Here is a 16757-nt window from a genome sequence, read left to right as displayed (position 1 = left end):
CAGCCGCAGGCTCCCGGTGAGCCGTCCGTGGCTATCGATGGAGGCGCAAGGTTAGAGACTGGCGTGGCCGGCACCACTGATCGAGATCAACGTTGTGTCAGCCAATGTTGCCGTGGCGACGACGTGCCTTATTCTCAAAGGTTTGCTGATCCTGATTTTTTATTACTTCAAATGTCTTCGACGCTATTGCACAGTCGCTCCCCTGATCAACGCCGGACGATCCCGGCGTATCCATGGATTTTCGCAGCGGGTGGAGCCCGTTTTCAGGGAGTAAGGCATGGGGAGTCACAACCCGCATTACCAGGTCATCGGGCAAATGTTCCAAAAGGACTACCGATGGTTGTGCGCCGCAGTCAGCCGTACCCTCGGTTGCCCGCACAGCGCACAGGACATTGCTTCGGAAACCTTTCTTCGGGTGTTGGCGTTGCCCGATCCACTGGCCATACGCGAACCCCGCGCACTGTTGACCACGATTGCCCGGCGGCTGGTGTATGAAGGCTGGCGCCGGCAGGATCTTGAACGTGCCTACCTGCAAAGCCTGGCCCTGGCGCCAGAGCCGGTGCATCCGTCACCCGAAGAACGGGCGTTGGTGATCGAAGCACTGCTGGCGGTGGATCGCTTGCTCAACGGTCTGTCGGCCAAGGCCAAGGCTGCGTTTCTCTACCATCAGCTCGACGGCCTGACCTACAGTGAAATCGGCGAGCGCCTCGGCGTGTCCACCAGCCGTGTGCAGCAATACATGGTCGAGGCGTTCAAACGTTGCTATCAGGCGATGCAGGCATGAGGCCGGACGAAACGCTGATCGACGAAGCCGCGCAATGGATGGCGCTGTTGCAATCAGGGGATGTCAGCCTGCAGGAGCGCGCAGCGTTCGACGCCTGGCGTGCGGCGGATCCACGGCATCAACAGATCATCGAGCAAATGGGCGGCGGGCTGAATCTGCTGCGTCATTCGAACCTGCGCGGGTTGCCGCGTGAGAGTGTGCTGCACAGCCTGAATACGCCCTCCAGCAGTCGCCGCCGATTTATCAGCGGCAGCCTGAGTGTGCTCGGCATTGCGGTGCTGGCCGGTTTGCTTGGCCGACGTTATGGCTGGCTGCCGGAGGCCGGTGAGTTGTCGACCGGGACCGGGGAGCGCCGTCAATTCACGCTGGAGGATGGCAGCGCCCTGACGCTGAACGCCCGCAGCCGTGTGGTGCCGCGATTCGATAACGTCGAGCGCCTGCTGGGATTGCGCAGCGGTGAACTGCTGGTCGATGTGGCGAAAAATCTGGCTCGACCGTTTGTGGTCGAAACCGAGCACGGGCGGATGCGCGCACTCGGTACGAAATTCCTGGTGCAGCGTGCTGAGGATTCGACGCGGCTGGTGATGCTGCATTCGCAGGTCGAAGTGGTTACTGCTGGCGGCGCGCGGCAAGTGGTGGAGGCGGGCGAGAGTCTGCTGTTCAACGGGCAGGAAATCCTCGCGCTGGAACGCAGCAAAGGGCAGGAAAGCGCCTGGGTGCAAGGGCGACTCGAAGTGCGTGATCGTCCCTTGAGCGAAGTCATCGACAGCCTGCGCAGCTACCGTCGCGGCATTCTGCACCTGAGCCCCGACGTCGCCGGTCTGCGCCTCAGCGGCCTCTATCCGTTGGACGACAGCGACCGCACCTTGCAATTGCTCGAACGTTCGCTGCCGATCCGCGTCACCTGGCACAACCCGTACTGGGTGAGCATCGAAGCACGGTTATAAAACCATAACTTCCTGGTCTATCCGCGACCCTATAAAAAGCGCCGGCCCGCTGCTCATTCCCTGCAGACGCCTTCAACAGGGAAGCCCCTCGATGTTCTTATTCAAACAACAATTACCCCGCCTGACGCTGGCCGCCGCGCTGGCGATGGGCATCGTTCCTTCGGCCGTATTGGCGCAAGACGCCGCCACTCAGGTCTTTACCTTCGACATCGCCGCAGGAGCCCTCGACGAGGTGCTGCTGGATATCTCGCGCCAGACCGGCGTGCCGATTTCCTTCAGTCAGAATCTGGTGCAGGGCAAGCGCAGCAGTGCCGTGCGCGGTGCGTTGGGCGGCCGGCAGGCGGTGGAGAAGGCGTTGCTCGGCAGCGGTCTGCAAGTCGAGCAGGGCACTCAGGGTTTGAGCATTCGCCAGGCCGAGGTAACGAGCGCCGCACCGGTCAAGGCTGCCGTCGTGGCACCTGCCAGCAACGCCGATTACCGCATGGAAAAAGTCACCGTCACCGGTTCGCGGATCGCCCGGGCGCAGTCCGATGGCGCGACGCCGGTCAACGTCATCACCCACGAAGAAATGGAAGCGCGGGGCTACAAGAACGTCTACGACGCGCTCGCCACGCAGACGCAAAACACCGGCATGACCCAGGGCGAAGATTACGGCAACACCTGGCAACCGGCCGCCAGCGCCCTCAACCTGCGCGGCCTGGGGCCCAACCACACGCTGGTGCTGATCAATGGCCGGCGGGTCGCCGATTACCCGACGCCGTACGACGGCAAGGTCAACTTCACCAATCTTGCGAACATTCCGTCGGCGATCATCGACCGCATCGAAATCCTCAGCAGCGGCGCCTCGGCGATCTACGGTTCGGATGCGATTGCCGGGGTGGTGAACATCATCCTCAAGGACAAAATGAATGGCGTCGACGTCAACCTCAAGGGCGGCACCAGCGAGCGCGGCGGCGGTGACAATCAGCGGTTGCAGATCAGCGGCGGCGGCAGCTGGGGCGACTTCGATGGTTTGTTCGGGCTTGAGCTGACCAATCGTGATCCGATCTGGGCCGATGACCGAGGTTTCATGCAGAGCGGGCCGTTGGCGGATGTCGGTTACCGCCGCGACTTGAGCAACAACCGTTATCTGGGGCCGGGCTGCGGCGCTTATCAAGGCACGTTCGACAACAAACTGTTCAACAGCGGCGGGCGCTGCCGCACCGACCAGATGTACAACGATTACTGGACGATCCAGACGCAAAAGGAAAACTACGACGGCTACACCCGCGGCACCTGGCATTTCAGCGATAGCGGCCAGGTGTTCGCTGATCTGATGTATGGCCTCGACCACATTCAGAACAACACCCGTGGCCCGACCTTCACCTCGCCGGACTTCATCAACCAGAACAGCGGCAATCTGGAACGTTGGTATCGCCGTTTCGGTGAAGAAGAAATCGGCGGGCGCACCAGTAACAACAGCAAGTGGCGCGACACCTCGTGGACCGGCACGCTGGGGCTGTCGGACAAAATCGCCGACACCGGCTGGCACTATGATCTGGCGGCCAATCGCTCGGAATATAAAAGCGTGCGCACCACACGCTACACGCCGCTGTCGTCGATCCAGGATTTCTATCTCGGCCCGCAGCTCGGCACGCGCGGCGGCTACCTGGTATTTTCCCCGGACGCCGCGCGCCTCGACCGGCCATTGACGCCGCAGGAATGGGAGCAGTTTCGCGGCAACCTGACCCAGAGCAGCAAGTCGGTGTCCACCAGTTACAACGCCTCGGTCAATGGCGATCTGTTTGACCTGCCGGCCGGCCCGGTCGGATTTGCCGGCGTACTGGAAGCAGGCAAACAGGAATACCGGATCGACCCGGACGACAGCCTCAACGACGGCAGTTTCTATGGCGTGACGCCGGCGCAAAGCTCCGGCGGTTCGCGCAAGCGATACGCGGCGGGTGGTGAGTTCAGCATTCCGGTGACCGACACAGTGCTGGCGACGGCGGCGGGGCGCTGGGACCAATACAAATTCAGCGGGCGCAGCGAACAGCAGAAAACCTACAACCTCGGTATCGAATGGCGACCGGTCACCAGCCTGTTGTTGCGCGGCAGCTACGGCACCAGTTTCCGGGCTCCGGACTTGAACTACATCTACCAGTCCGACAGCAACGGTTACTACCCGGCGCAGATCGATTATTACGGTTGCAGCCAGGGCGTGGCGGGCGCGTGTGATCGTGGGCGGGTCGACTACACACAAAGCGGCACGGCGGATCTGGAATCCGAACGCGGCAAGTCGTGGACCTACGGTTTTGTCTGGTCGCCGTCGCGCAACTTCGATTTTTCCACCGACTTCTGGCGCGTGGAAATCGATGACCTGCTGACCACCGTCGACGAAAACCGCCTGTTGCAGCAGGAGAACGAATGCCGCAACGGCACCCAGGACATCAACTCGGCCAACTGCCAGTCGACCCTCGCGCGTGTTGACCGCAATCCCGGCAATGCCGCCATCGATCCCAACCAGTTGCAGCGGGTGCGGGTGAATGCGATCAACGCGGCCAGCGAGCGGGTCAGCGGTCTCGATTTCAAGAGCAATATTCGTTGGGGCGCGGGCCAGTACGGCGCGTTCAGTTCGGCGCTGGGCTACACCCTGGTGTTGTCGCACTTCTACAAGGAATCGGACGAAGCCCCGACCCAGGACTGGCGCACTTCGCGCACCAACTACGACTGGCGCAGCAAGGTCAACGCCAGCCTGACCTGGGACTATCAGAAGGCCACAGCGACGCTGATGGGCATTCGGTATGGCTCGGTCACCAACGGCGCGGGTGACGGGCGTCTGTCGCCGTGGACGGTGTTCAATGCCAGTGCGCGCTATCGCTTGAACGACCGGGCAAGCGTCGGGCTGACCGTGAACAACGTGCTCAATCAGGTCAAACATGACGACTCGGCAGGCTGGCCGTATTACCCGACCGGCAACTACGACCCTTACGGCCGTCAGTGGTGGCTGGATGTGAGTTATCACTTCGGGAGTTGAGCGAGGAACGCTGCTCGGCAGCGTCCTACGGAAGTTGCCGGATTTTGAGTGAAAGCAGGGATATTTCCGACGACTTTTTAAGGTTGGCCGTCGGAAGCGGGGCCTATAGCATCGGTCGTGACATGAAGTCACTGACCGGCCTGAACGCTCGGGCCCCTGACATTGGATGGATTATGCGAACCGCACATCTCGAGCACGAAAACTCTACTTATTCCCCTCGTGATTTCTGGCGTGCCGATCACGCCAGGTGCCCTACGGAGGGTGCTCCCATGCCCCAGACAAAAGCACCCCGGCTCACCGGGCTGAAGAGAGTCGAGGGCAAACCCGTGGAGTTGTTGCTGCATGGCCGGATATGGGACAGGGACACCATGTACATCATCCGTTATGCGCTGGAAGGCTTTGATCTGCGTGACGTCGTCAACATGATTTCAACGTCTGAGCTGTACCGGGAAAGCGAACTTGTGCAGCTCATCACCGGAAGGTCCGTCAGAACCGTACGGCGCTTGCTTAACAGCGACGAGCCTACGCGCCTGAGCCGCCAGCAGAGCATGATCGCCTTCCAGTATGCGCACGCTCTGGAGTCCGCCATCGAGGTGTTCCACGATCAGTCGAGCGCCGAGGAATGGTTGAACAAGGCAACCAAATGGTTAAACGGTTACAGACCCGTCGCATTGATTGAGAGCTCTTTGGGGTATCAATCGGTCGATGCTTATCTGCACCGAATCAAATACGGGGTTTATCAATGAACCCGTTGCCTTGGGACGACCGTTGGTACGCGTGGCGGCTGGACCCTGAGGTTTATCGATGCACCTGGGACAGCGGTATTGGTTCGGAACTGCAGGGTGGCCGATGGAACCGGCCCGGCCGGCGTGTCGTTTATGCCTCGATCGATCCCTCTACCGCCATTCTGGAGGTGGCAGCTCATGGGAGTTTTAACGCACTGGATAAAAGTCCCTATGTGCTGACGTGCTTTGAGGTGATCAGTGAGGCACTTGTGAAAATCGTGCAACCCGAGGAGCTGCCCAACCCTTACTGGATGAGCCCGGCACAGTCTTCGCCTAACCAGCAGGATTTTGCCGATGCATTGCTCGCCGAGCATCCGTTCGTACTGATCCCCTCGGCAGCCACCCGGCATTCGTGGAACTTGCTGGTGAGCTGCGATTTGGCGGAAGGGCAATTCAGGATGGTCTCGCAAGAGCGGTTCGGGCTGGATACACGATTGCTGAGGGATGCAGAACTGGCCTGAGCAATCCACATGCCTTTTTTTGCATAACCTCAGCACCCAACGGTCTAAATCGCGCCCTATAAATCGCCATCTGCCATCGCACATCCCTGCATAAACCAAAACGCAGGGATGGCTGTTCATGATTCGATTTTCACCCGTTAAATCCCCGTTGAGCCTGGCCTTGCTGCTGGCGATCAACACATTGCCGGCGATTGCCGCCGACAGCAGTGCTACAGAGCCGACCACCCAACTGCAACGGGTTGAAGTCACTGGTACCGCGATCCGCCGAGTCGATGCCGAAACAGCGGTACCCGTCACCATCCTCCGGGTCGAAGAATTGCAGAAGCAAGGTGTGACGACCACAGAAGAGCTGGTCAATCGCATTTCTGCCAACCAGTCTTCCGTGGGCTCCGGACGTTCGGTAGGTTCGAGCAGCGGCGGGGCGTCTTACGCTGACCTGCGAGGCATTGGCCCGAACAAGACGCTGGTGCTGCTTAACGGTCGCCGCTTGAGCAATAACGCGACCAACGCCATCAACGGCTCCGGCGTGGACCTCAATACCATCCCGTTCGCCGCCATCGACCGGGTTGAAGTGCTGCGCGACGGTGCTTCGGCGTTGTACGGCACCGATGCCATCGGCGGGGTGATCAACTTCATCACCAAGACCAGCCTCACCGAAGGTCAGATCAGCACCAACTACGACACGCCGACCCATTCCGGTGGCGGTGAAAGCCGCAACTTCAGCGGTAGTTGGGGTTTTGGAGATTTGCAGGACGATCGCTTCAACGTGTTCGGCGTTGTGAGTTACGACAAGCAGCAACGGCTGGCCGCCGAAGATCGCGCCTACACCTACAACTACCAGCCGGGGCGAGGACTTGATTACACCTCCGGTACCGCGTCACCCGCCAACTGGAGTCAGGGCAGCAACGCCACCAACCCGTTGGCCGGTTCCGGTTGCAATGCACCGGGCCTGCTGTCGCGCAACGGCATCTGCCGCCAGAGCCTGTGGAATTACCTCGATCTGGTGCCGGAAACCGAAAAGACGTCGGCCTTCGCCAAAGCCACCGGCAAGCTGTCGGACGATCACAACGTCAGCCTCGAATACTTCTGGGCGCGCAACGAAAACCGCACCCAGATCGGCCCCGGTACGTTGATGGGCAATCAGGTCAATCCTGGTACTGCGTTTTATCCGGGCAACGGCATCACCCCGGGGCCGAGCGGTTTTGCCCTTGATCCAACGCAACCGGTAGACGTGAACTGGCGCGAAACCGCTGTCGGTGCTCGCCAGCATGAGGACGACAACACGGGTCAGCGCCTGCTGCTGAGCTTCGACGGCACGCTCGTCGGTTGGGACTACAACGTCGGTGCCTCGTACAACCAGAACAAAGTGGTCAATACCATCCGTAGCGGTTATGTGAACGACCGGGCTGTCAGCCAGGGCATTGCCAATGGCGTGATCAACCCGTTCGGCCCGCAGACGGCTGCAGGTTCCGCGTTGCTGGCGGCCAACGCGGTGGACGGCGATTACGGAACAGCTGTTGGCCGGGTGAAGGCGATTGATGGCCGTGTCAGCCGCGAGATTGGTGACTGGTTTGGCGCAGGCCCTTCGGCGCTGGCACTGGGTGGCGAGTACCGAAAGGAAGACTTCCATCAGGATTTCGCCCAGTTCGCGGCTGATGTGCAGAGCCTGGGCGTTGACCCCAATGCCAGCGTCACCGGGGACCGCAGCGTCTCGGCGCAGTACGCCGAGGTCAACGTGCCGGTGCTCGACAGCCTGGAACTGTCCGCCGCCGTGCGCCACGACAAATACAGCGATTTCGGCAGCACCACCAACCCGAAATACTCGTTCCGCTTCCAGCCGTTCAAGGAGCTGGTGGTTCGCGGCGCCTATAGTGAAGGTTTCCGCGCGCCGTCGCTGTATGAGCTCTATAACCCGAACTTCACCACGTTCACCGTGGCCAATTACAACGACCCGCGGCTGTGTGCCGGTGGCAACCCGAGCAACGGCGGGATCGCCAACCGCGACTGCGCTCAGCAGTTCAACAGTCGGACCGGCGGCAACAGGGACCTGAGCCCGGAAACCGCGCGCAACGTCACCCTCGGCTTCGTGTATCAGCCGTTCGATCGCCTGACCACCGGGCTGGATTTCTGGTGGATCAATATCGCCAACCAGATCGCCGAATTCCCTGAGTCGGCGGTGTTCGAAAACCCGGAACTGTACCCGGATCGTTTAATCCGCAAGCCTGATGGCTCCATCGATCACATCGTCACGGGACTGGCCAACCTGGGCAAGATCAAGACCAACGGTGTCGACGTGAGTTTCGACTACCGCTTGCCAAGCACGGCTTACGGCGATTTCGGGATTGGTCTGCAAGGGACCTATGTCAGTCGTTACGAGTATCAGCAACAGCTCAAGGGCGACTACATCGACAAACTCGGCGATTTTCGCGGCGGCGACTTTGCTTCGGCCGGTGCCGTGGCCCGTTGGCGTCACAGCCTGACCGGCAGCTGGAACTACGGCCCGTTCGGCGCAAGCCTGACCAACCGCTACACCAGCGGTTATCACGACTCGGATCGTGAGACCCACGACTACGTTGGCTCCTACAACGTCTGGGACGTGGCCGGTACCTACACCTGGCGCAAGACCCTGGCCGTGACGCTGGGGGTGAAGAACCTGTTCGACCGCGAGCCGCCATTCAGCAACCAGACCTACACGTTCCAGAGCGGCTACGACCCGAAATACGGCGATCCGTTCGGGCGGACGCTGTTCACGCGGGTCAACTACAAGTTCTGAGAGTGACCAGTCGGTGCCGGTTTTAGTAACCGATCGTTCTAAAACCGGCCCTATAAAAAATGCCTGCCCGCTGCACATCAAAGGTAGGCAGGTACGCGGTTAAAGGATCTGCCCATGTTTTCCAGACTCACTTTGCTGGGCGTATGTCTTGTGCTGAGCCCGGCGATATTTGCGCAGCCTCAACATGCCCTCACGGTCTACGGCGAGGCCCCGAAGTACGCCCCGGACTTTCAGCACCTGGCCTACGCCAACCCCGACGCACCCAAGGGCGGCAGCCTGCGGCGTTCTTCGCTGGAAAGCGGTCCGTTCGATCACCTGATTCCCTATGTCGAAAAAGGCACCGGCGTCGCAGAGATCGATGGCTGGCTCTACGCGCCACTGGCTTATCGCAGCAAGGATGAGCCCTACAGCGTCTACGGCCTGGTGGCACAACGCATGGAACTGGACACGGATCGGCGCTGGGTGCGCTTCTATCTCAATCCAGCGGCGCGTTTCGATGACGGCACGCCGATCACCGCCGAGGACGTGCGCTACACCTTCGAGCTGTTCACCACCCAGGGCAGCCTGAAGTATCGGCAGCAGTTTCGGGATGTCGCCCAAGTGCAGGTCGAGTCGCCAACCCAGGTGCGCTTCGTGTTCAAGAACAACGACAGCCGTACGTTGCCGCTGGATCTGGCGGTGCTGCCCGTGCTGCCCGAGCATTGGTGGCGCACCCGGGACTTTGCCGAAGGCGCTGGTTTCGAGATTCCGCCCGGCAGCGGCCCCTATCGGGTCAGTGCGGTGGATGCCGGTCGCAGTGTGAAATTCCAGCGGGTTCAGGACTGGTGGGGCAAGGATCTGCCAATCAGTCGCGGGCTCTACAACTTCGATCAGTTGAGTGTGGAGTTCTTCGCCGATACCGACGTATCGCGGCAAGTGCTCAAGGCCGGCGGCTTCGATTACAACCGCGAGTTCTCCGCCACCAGTTACACCATCGGTTATGCCGGCGCAGCGCTGGAGCAGGGCAAACTGTTGCGCGAACACCTCGCTCCCGGTGCCGCTCAAGGCGCTCAGGGTTTCGTGTTCAACCTGCAGAAACCGATGTTTCAGGATCGCCGGGTGCGCCAAGCGATCGCCATGCTCTGGGATTTCGAATGGAGCAATCGGCAGATGATGCGCAGCATGTACCTGCGCCAGCGCAGTTACTTCTCCCACAGCGCGCTGTCGGCGACTGAATTGCCGGACGCCGGAGAACTGAAAATCCTAGAACCCTGGCGCGGCAAGATCCCCGATGAGGTGTTCAGTCAGGTGTTCGAGGCGCCGCGCACCGACGGCAGCGGCAACATCCGCGCACAACAGTTGCAGGCGCTGAAACTGCTGGAGGCCGCTGGTTGGAAACCCCGTGGCGATCAACTGGTGAATGCCGCCGGCGAGCCGCTGCAATTCACCTTTCTCAACGGCCAGAAAGGTTTCGAGCGCTTGTTGCTGCCGTTCAACCGCAACCTGGCGCAGATCGGCATCGGCTTCGATATTCGTCAGGTCGACACCGCGCAATACACCAACCGCGTGCGCAATCGCGACTACGACATGATCGTCGTCGGTTATCCGGTGAGTCAGGCACCAGGGCGCGAAATGTTCAATTACTTCGGCTCCGACGGCGCCGATGATCCGGGTTCCAACAACTACATGGTGCTGCGTGATCCGGCGGTGGATGCGCTGCTCGAAGGCGTGGTGCAGGCCGACAGCCGCGCGAGTCTGTTGCGCCATGCCCGTGCGCTGGACCGGGTGTTGCAGTGGGGCTACTACTGGATTCCCAACTATTACCCACCGGGTATTTCCACGGTGTGGTGGAACCGTTTCGGCCGGCCGGCGATTGCGCCGCTGTACGACGCTGGCCTGGATACCTGGTGGGAAATCAGTCCGACGGCGTTGACCGCCACTCAGGCGCAAAAACAGCAAAAGGAGTTGGCCCATGTGGGGTTATAGCCTGCGGCGTCTGCTGCTGATCGTGCCGACCTTGTTGGCGATTCTGTTGGTGAACTTCGTGATCGTGCAGGCTGCGCCCGGTGGCCCGGTCGAGCAGGCCATCGCCCGTTTGCAGGGGATCGGTGTCGGTGGGGCAGTGGGTGCAAGTCATGTCGAAACCATTGGCGGCGAGTCCCGCGCGACCCGTGGCCTGGACCCGAAACTGGTGGCCGATATCGAGCGTCAGTACGGGTTCGACAAACCCGCCAGCGAGCGCTTGTGGCTGATGCTCAAAAGCTACGCGCAACTGGACTTCGGCAAGAGTTTCTTCCGGGGCGCGACGGTGACGGAATTGATCTGGCAGAAATTGCCGGTGACCTTGTCGCTGGGTCTGTGGGCGACGTTGATCACCTATCTGGTGTCGATCCCGCTGGGCATTCGCAAGGCCGTGCACAACGGTTCGGCGTTCGATGTCTGGAGCAGCGCGGCGATCATCATCGGTTACGCGATGCCGGGCTTTCTGTTCGCCCTGTTGTTGATCGTGGTGTTTGCCGGCGGTACGGCGCTGGACTGGTTTCCGGTGCGCGGGCTGGTCTCGGACAACTTCGCCGAGCTGACGCCGTGGGGCAAGGTGGCGGACTACTTCTGGCATCTGGTGTTGCCGGTCAGCGCGCTGGTGATCGGTGGTTTCGCGACCCTGACGATCCTGACCAAGAACAGCTTCCTCAACGAGATCTCGCGGCTGTACGTGGTCACGGCCCGGGCCAAGGGGTTGAGTGAGCGACAGGTGTTGTACGGACACGTGTTTCGCAATGCGATGCTGCTGGTGGTCGCCGGGTTGCCTCAGGCGCTGGTGACCGTGTTCTTCGGCGGCTCGCTGCTGATCGAGGTGATTTTTTCCCTCGATGGTCTCGGGCGCCTGAGTTACGAGGCGGCGGTGTCGAGGGATTACCCGGTGGTGTTCGGTTCGCTGTTCATCTTCACCCTGTTCGGACTCTTGATAAAACTGCTCGGTGACTTGTGCTACACGCTGGTCGACCCGCGTATCGACTTCTCTGCGAGGGCCGCCCGATGCTGACGTTATCTCCCATCGGACAGCGCCGCTGGGCGCGGTTCAAGGCCCATCGGCGCGGCTGGTGGTCGTTGTGGCTGTTTCTTGCGCTCTTTGGTTTGAGCCTTGGCGGTGAACTGGTCGCCAACGATAAACCGCTGTTGGTGAGCTACCAGGGCGGTTGGTATTTTCCGGCGTTCAAGCGTTACACCGAACAGGATTTCGGCGGCGAGTTGCCGTTTCAGCCCGACTATCGCAGCGCCCAGGTGCGCGAGCTGATCGAGGGGCAGGGCGGGCGGATGTGGTTTGCGCCGATCCCCTTCGGTTTCGACACGGTCAATTACGACCTCACGGAACCGGCACCGAGCCCTCCCACCGGTGAGAACTGGCTGGGCACTGATGATCAGGCGCGGGATGTGCTGGCGCGGGTGATTTTCGGTACGCGGGTGTCACTGCTGTTTGCCTTGGCACTGACCGCGACCAGTGCGTTGATCGGCATCGCCGCCGGTGCGTTGCAGGGCTACTACGGCGGTTGGGTCGACTTGATCGGACAGCGTTTGCTGGAGGTCTGGTCGGGGCTGCCGGTGTTGTATCTGCTGATCATTCTGTCGGGCTTCGTCGAGCCGAATTTCTGGTGGCTGCTGGGCATCATGGCGCTGTTTTCCTGGCTGAGCCTGGTCGACGTGGTGCGCGCCGAGTTTCTGCGCAGCCGTGGGCTCGAGTACGTGAAAGCGGCGCGGGCACTGGGCGTCGGCGATGCGCAGGTGATCGTGCGGCACATCCTGCCCAATGCCATGAGCGCGACGCTGACGTACCTGCCGTTCATTCTCACCGGAGCCATCGCGACGTTGTCTGCGCTGGATTTCCTGGGTTTCGGCATGCCGGCGGGCAGTGCGTCGCTGGGTGAATTGATCGGTCAGGGCAAGACCAATCTGCAAGCGCCGTGGCTGGGCCTGACAGCGTTTTTTGCACTCGCGCTGATTCTTTCATTGCTCGTATTCATCGGCGAAGCGTGCCGTGATGCCTTCGACCCCAGGACTTGATATGCGTGAACATTTAATCGAAATACGCGACCTGCGGGTTGCCTTCAAAGGCCAGGAAGTGGTCCACGGCATCGATCTCGACATCCGTCCGGGTGAATGCCTGGCGCTGGTGGGGGAGTCCGGTTCCGGCAAGTCGGTGACGGCCCACAGCATTCTGCAACTGCTGGACCCGAACATCACGAAGATCGACGGCAGCATTCGTTATGGCGGCGAAGAGTTGCTGGGTGTGCACGAGCGCTATCTGCGGCAATTGCGCGGCAACCGCATTGCGATGATTTTTCAGGAGCCGATGAGTTCGCTCAACCCGTTGCACAGCATCGAGCGACAACTCGGCGAAAGTCTGGCGCTGCACAGAGGTCTGGCAGGCGCGGCGGCGCGCAAACGGATTCTGGAGCTGTTGGAACTGGTGGGCATTCAACGCCCAAGTGAACGTCTGAAGGCTTATCCACATCAGCTCTCCGGCGGGCAACGGCAGCGAGTGATGATCGCGATGGCGCTGGCGTGCGAGCCTCAGTTACTGATCGCCGATGAGCCGACCACTGCCCTCGATGTTACCGTGCAGCGCAAGATTCTTCTGTTGCTAAAAGAGCTGCAACAACGCCTGGGCATGGCGCTGCTGATCATCAGTCACGACTTGAATCTGGTACGCACCATCGCCCAGCGAGTCGCGGTGATGAGCGGCGGCGAGATCGTCGAACAGGCGACTTGCGAGCAACTGTTCCGGGCGCCGCAGCATCCCTACAGTATTGAATTGCTTAACGCCGAACCCGGGGGCATGGCGCTGTGTCGGGACAAGTCGGAGGAACTGTTGCAAGTGTGCGATCTCAACGTGCGCTTTCGACTCGGTGGCGGCTGGCTGCGCCCAAAGTCGTATCTGCACGCGGTCAACGGTATCGATCTGAGCCTGCAACGGGGGCGGACCTTGGGGATTGTCGGTGAGTCGGGCTCCGGCAAGTCCACCCTCGGCCAGGCGATCCTGCGGCTGATCGAGGCTGACGGCAGCATCCGTTTCGAAGGCACGGCGCTGGAAGGCCTGAGCGGAAAGCAGCTACGGCCGCTGCGCAAACGCCTGCAAGTGGTGTTTCAGGATCCGTTCGGCAGCCTCAGTCCGCGCTTGTGCGTGGAGCAGATCATCGCCGAGGGGCTGCAGGTGCACAGCGACATGAATGCGCGGGAACGTGAGCAGGCCGTGATTGATGTCTTGCGGGAGGTGGGCCTCGATCCGGCGACACGTCATCGCTATCCCCACGAGTTTTCCGGCGGGCAGCGGCAACGCATCGCCATTGCCCGGGCGTTGGTGCTCAAGCCGGATCTGATCCTGCTCGACGAGCCGACGTCGGCGCTGGATCGCACGGTGCAGAAACAGATCGTCGCGCTGTTGCGCCGGTTACAGGAGGAACACGGTCTGACGTATCTGTTCATCAGTCATGACCTGGCGGTAGTGCGGGCACTGGCCCACGACCTGATCGTGATGAAGGATGGCGAGGTGGTGGAGCGAGGGGAAACGGGCGAGTTGTTCGGCTCGGCAAAACACCCTTATACGCGGGAGTTGCTGGCGGCGTCGTTTGCCGGTTCGAGCGCCTGAAACGACAAATCCCGCCACAGGGGCGGGATTTGTTTGCAGTCTGGCTGCCGACTTATGCCGGGAACAGCTCGGACAGTTTCATCGACAGCATCATGTCGCCTTCAACGCGCAGCTTGCCGCCCATGAAGGCTTGCATGCCGTCGGTTTCGCCGCTGACGATGCCTTTCAGGGTTTCGCTGTCCAGCACGAGCGTGCAGTTGGCGTCGGCATTTTCGCCTTCCTGGATGTCGCAAGTGCCGTCTTTGACGATCAGGGCGTAGTGCTTGTCTTCGTCAGTGATGTTGAAACCGAAGATCAGATCCAGACCGGCAGCAGCGGCTGGGTTGAACTTGGCTTGCATTGCTTTTACGGCATCAGCTACGGAGGTCATGGTTCGATCCTTTTTGGTTGATTGCAGCAGGGTCACAGTAATCCGGACTCAGCGAAAAGTGATGAGTTCCGGGGCCTTCAGCAGTTGCAGGTGTGCATGACTGTTGAAGGAAGCCAGAGCCACCTCGCGACCGCGAAACTTCAGCTGGTTGAGCGAGGTGTTGACGATTTGCCAGTTCAGTTCAAAGGCCTGCCGTGCAGGCATTTGCGTAATCAGGTGGAGCAGGGCGGTGATGGTGCCACCCGAGGTGAACACTGCGATTTTCTGGGTGTTGTCGGCCTGATCGAGTAGGCGGTTCAGCCCGGCCTGGACCCGTTCGACGAAGCCCAGCCAGCTTTCCAGCCCCGGCGTGTCGTAGGTGCCGGCCAGCCAGCGTTCGATGATCAGGGCGAAGATGCGCTGGAACTCGCCACGGTTCTGTGCGGCGTTGCGCAGGATCTCCAGCGCTTCGGGTTCTTCGGGCAGCATGGCCGGGAGCAGGGCGCGGATCACGGCGTCGGCGTCGAATTCGTTGAAGGCCGAATCGATTTCCAGAGCGGGGACCGGCAGGCCCACGGCGGCGAACTGTTCCAGCGCGCTGTTGGCCGTGTGTTGCTGACGGCGCAGATCGCCCGACAGGCAGCGATCGAAGCTGACGCCGAGCTCGGCGAGGTGGCGGCCGAGGATCTCTGCCTGGCGTACACCGGTCGGCGACAGGACGTCATAGTCGTCTGCACCGAAGGAGGCCTGGCCATGTCGAATCAAGTAGATGCTGCCCACGTCCGCGTCATCCCGGTACGTTGAAGGTTGTGGCGAGGTTATGGGGATGGCGGAGAGCTGTCAATGAAAAAACATACGCTTGTTTGAAATGCCCGTTACAGGCCTGTTTCCAGAGGTTTCACGGCTGGCCGACGAAGCAGTGCATGGGTATGCTGGGGGTATCCCGCGCGTGTTAAGCAATTGCGCATCGTTTGAAGGAGTCACTGTGGAGTTTTTGACTGAATACGCCAGTTTCCTGGCCAAGACCGTGACACTGGTCATCGCGATTCTGGTGGTGCTGGCCAGTTTTGCTGCATTACGCAGCAAGGGCCGACGCAAGTCTGCGGGCCAGTTGCAGGTCAACAAGCTCAATGATTTCTATAAGGGCCTGCGTGAGCGCCTGGAACAGACCTTGCTCGACAAGGATCAGCTCAAGACCTTGCGCAAGGGCGAGGCCAAGGCCGAGAAGAAACAGAAGAAGAACCCGGACGCCAAACCGCGGGTATTCGTGCTGGATTTCGATGGCGACATCAAGGCGTCGGCCACCGAAAGCCTGCGCCACGAAATCACCGCGCTGCTGACCCTGGCTACACCGAAGGATGAAGTGGTCCTGCGTCTGGAGAGTGGCGGCGGCATGGTTCACAGCTATGGCCTGGCCTCGTCGCAACTGGCGCGCATCCGTGAAGCCGGCGTGCCGTTGACCGTGTGCATCGACAAGGTCGCGGCGAGCGGCGGCTACATGATGGCCTGTATCGGCGAGAAGATCATCAGCGCGCCGTTTGCCATTCTTGGCTCGATCGGTGTGGTTGCGCAGTTGCCGAATGTCAATCGCCTGTTGAAAAAGCATGACATCGATTTCGAAGTGCTGACCGCTGGCGAATACAAGCGCACCCTCACCGTATTTGGCGAAAACACCGAGAAAGGCCGAGAGAAATTCCAGGAAGACCTGGACATCACCCATAAACTGTTCAAGAACTTCGTCGCGCGTTATCGCCCACAGCTGGCGATCGACGAAGTGGCCACCGGTGAAGTCTGGCTCGGCATCGCAGCCCTGGAAAAACAACTGGTAGACGAACTCAAGACCAGCGACGAGTACCTGGCTGAGCGCGCTAAACAATCCGAGGTCTATCACCTGCACTATGCCGAACGCAAAAGCCTGCAGGAGCGTATCGGCATGGCGGCCAGCGGCTCGGTGGATCGCGTGTTGCTGAGCTGGTGGAGCCGGCTGACCCAGCAACGTTTCTGGTAAGTGTTGCGTACGCT

Annotated in this window: 13 protein-coding genes; 11 read left to right on the top strand and 2 right to left on the bottom strand. The window is 60.7% G+C overall.

The window, feature by feature from the left end:
- Positions 1–277: 277 nt before the first annotated feature.
- The 10 genes from AC07N4_RS03355 to AC07N4_RS03310 all read left to right on the top strand — a co-directional run bounded on the left by AC07N4_RS03355 (position 278) and on the right by AC07N4_RS03310 (position 14386).
- Positions 278–784 carry a sigma-70 family RNA polymerase sigma factor gene (locus AC07N4_RS03355; RefSeq protein WP_096819977.1) on the top strand — a complete coding sequence of 169 codons (507 nt, stop codon included), beginning with the start codon at positions 278–280 and terminating at the stop codon, positions 782–784.
- Positions 781–1731: a FecR domain-containing protein gene (locus tag AC07N4_RS03350; RefSeq protein WP_493064935.1), complete on the top strand. Its 951-nt coding sequence runs from the start codon at positions 781–783 to the stop codon at positions 1729–1731. Before AC07N4_RS03355 ends, AC07N4_RS03350 begins: the two co-directional genes overlap by 4 nt.
- 91 nt (positions 1732–1822) lie before the next feature.
- A complete protein-coding gene (locus tag AC07N4_RS03345; protein WP_493064934.1) occupies positions 1823–4744 on the top strand; it encodes a TonB-dependent receptor domain-containing protein in 2922 nt (973 codons plus the stop codon).
- A 269-nt stretch (positions 4745–5013) separates the two neighbouring features.
- On the top strand, positions 5014–5490 hold the full coding sequence (locus AC07N4_RS03340) for an antitoxin Xre/MbcA/ParS toxin-binding domain-containing protein (protein ID WP_096819974.1): 477 nt from the start codon (positions 5014–5016) through the stop codon (positions 5488–5490).
- Positions 5487–5990, top strand: coding sequence for an RES family NAD+ phosphorylase (locus AC07N4_RS03335; RefSeq protein ID WP_192558160.1), 504 nt, complete (start codon positions 5487–5489; stop codon positions 5988–5990). Before AC07N4_RS03340 ends, AC07N4_RS03335 begins: the two co-directional genes overlap by 4 nt.
- Positions 5991–6108: 118 nt before the next feature.
- Complete coding sequence (locus AC07N4_RS03330; RefSeq protein WP_493064933.1) at positions 6109–8763, top strand: TonB-dependent receptor; 2655 nt, start codon at positions 6109–6111, stop codon at positions 8761–8763.
- 114 nt (positions 8764–8877) lie between these two features.
- Positions 8878–10728 carry an extracellular solute-binding protein gene (locus AC07N4_RS03325; RefSeq protein WP_493064932.1) on the top strand — a complete coding sequence of 617 codons (1851 nt, stop codon included), beginning with the start codon at positions 8878–8880 and terminating at the stop codon, positions 10726–10728.
- The gene (locus tag AC07N4_RS03320) at positions 10715–11785 is read left to right on the top strand and encodes a microcin C ABC transporter permease YejB (RefSeq protein ID WP_102621771.1); all 1071 of its coding nucleotides are present in this window, start codon (positions 10715–10717) and stop codon (positions 11783–11785) included. Before AC07N4_RS03325 ends, AC07N4_RS03320 begins: the two co-directional genes overlap by 14 nt.
- Entirely contained in the window at positions 11779–12801 is a 1023-nt protein-coding gene (locus tag AC07N4_RS03315; RefSeq protein WP_102621770.1) for an ABC transporter permease, read from the top strand. The genes AC07N4_RS03320 and AC07N4_RS03315 overlap by 7 nt, the downstream gene beginning before the upstream one ends.
- A 1-nt stretch (position 12802) precedes the next feature.
- Positions 12803–14386 carry an ABC transporter ATP-binding protein gene (locus tag AC07N4_RS03310; RefSeq protein WP_493064931.1) on the top strand — a complete coding sequence of 528 codons (1584 nt, stop codon included), beginning with the start codon at positions 12803–12805 and terminating at the stop codon, positions 14384–14386.
- Positions 14387–14438: 52 nt separating this feature from the next.
- Here AC07N4_RS03310 and AC07N4_RS03305 read toward each other — a convergent pair whose 3' ends face one another.
- A complete protein-coding gene (locus tag AC07N4_RS03305) occupies positions 14439–14756 on the bottom strand; it encodes an SCP2 sterol-binding domain-containing protein (RefSeq protein ID WP_085730743.1) in 318 nt (105 codons plus the stop codon).
- Between the two features lie 48 nt (positions 14757–14804).
- A complete protein-coding gene (locus tag AC07N4_RS03300; protein ID WP_102621768.1) occupies positions 14805–15515 on the bottom strand; it encodes a histidine phosphatase family protein in 711 nt (236 codons plus the stop codon).
- Between the two features lie 205 nt (positions 15516–15720).
- Between AC07N4_RS03300 and sohB the strand changes: the two genes are divergently transcribed.
- Entirely contained in the window at positions 15721–16743 is a 1023-nt protein-coding gene (sohB, locus tag AC07N4_RS03295) for a protease SohB (protein WP_102621767.1), read from the top strand.
- The last annotated feature ends 14 nt before the right edge of the window (positions 16744–16757 follow it).

The organism is Pseudomonas sp. GW821-FHT09E04 (assembly GCF_059416185.1).
Note: the sequence above shows the minus strand (reverse complement) of the source record. Positions and strands in the feature narration are given on the sequence as shown.

What these genes read in the sequence shown, in the direction of transcription:
- AC07N4_RS03335 (WP_192558160.1), top strand. Translation starts at nt 5,487, where the DNA reads ATGAACCCGTTGCCTTGGGACGACCGTTGGTACGCGTGGCGGCTGGAC.
- AC07N4_RS03340 (WP_096819974.1), top strand. Translation starts at nt 5,014, where the DNA reads ATGCCCCAGACAAAAGCACCCCGGCTCACCGGGCTGAAGAGAGTCGAG.
- AC07N4_RS03310 (WP_493064931.1), top strand. Translation starts at nt 12,803, where the DNA reads ATGCGTGAACATTTAATCGAAATACGCGACCTGCGGGTTGCCTTCAAA.
- AC07N4_RS03330 (WP_493064933.1), top strand. Translation starts at nt 6,109, where the DNA reads ATGATTCGATTTTCACCCGTTAAATCCCCGTTGAGCCTGGCCTTGCTG.
- AC07N4_RS03320 (WP_102621771.1), top strand. Translation starts at nt 10,715, where the DNA reads ATGTGGGGTTATAGCCTGCGGCGTCTGCTGCTGATCGTGCCGACCTTG.
- AC07N4_RS03355 (WP_096819977.1), top strand. Translation starts at nt 278, where the DNA reads ATGGGGAGTCACAACCCGCATTACCAGGTCATCGGGCAAATGTTCCAA.
- AC07N4_RS03325 (WP_493064932.1), top strand. Translation starts at nt 8,878, where the DNA reads ATGTTTTCCAGACTCACTTTGCTGGGCGTATGTCTTGTGCTGAGCCCG.
- AC07N4_RS03350 (WP_493064935.1), top strand. Translation starts at nt 781, where the DNA reads ATGAGGCCGGACGAAACGCTGATCGACGAAGCCGCGCAATGGATGGCG.
- AC07N4_RS03305 (WP_085730743.1), bottom strand. Translation starts at nt 14,756, where the DNA reads ATGACCTCCGTAGCTGATGCCGTAAAAGCAATGCAAGCCAAGTTCAAC.
- AC07N4_RS03315 (WP_102621770.1), top strand. Translation starts at nt 11,779, where the DNA reads ATGCTGACGTTATCTCCCATCGGACAGCGCCGCTGGGCGCGGTTCAAG.
- AC07N4_RS03345 (WP_493064934.1), top strand. Translation starts at nt 1,823, where the DNA reads ATGTTCTTATTCAAACAACAATTACCCCGCCTGACGCTGGCCGCCGCG.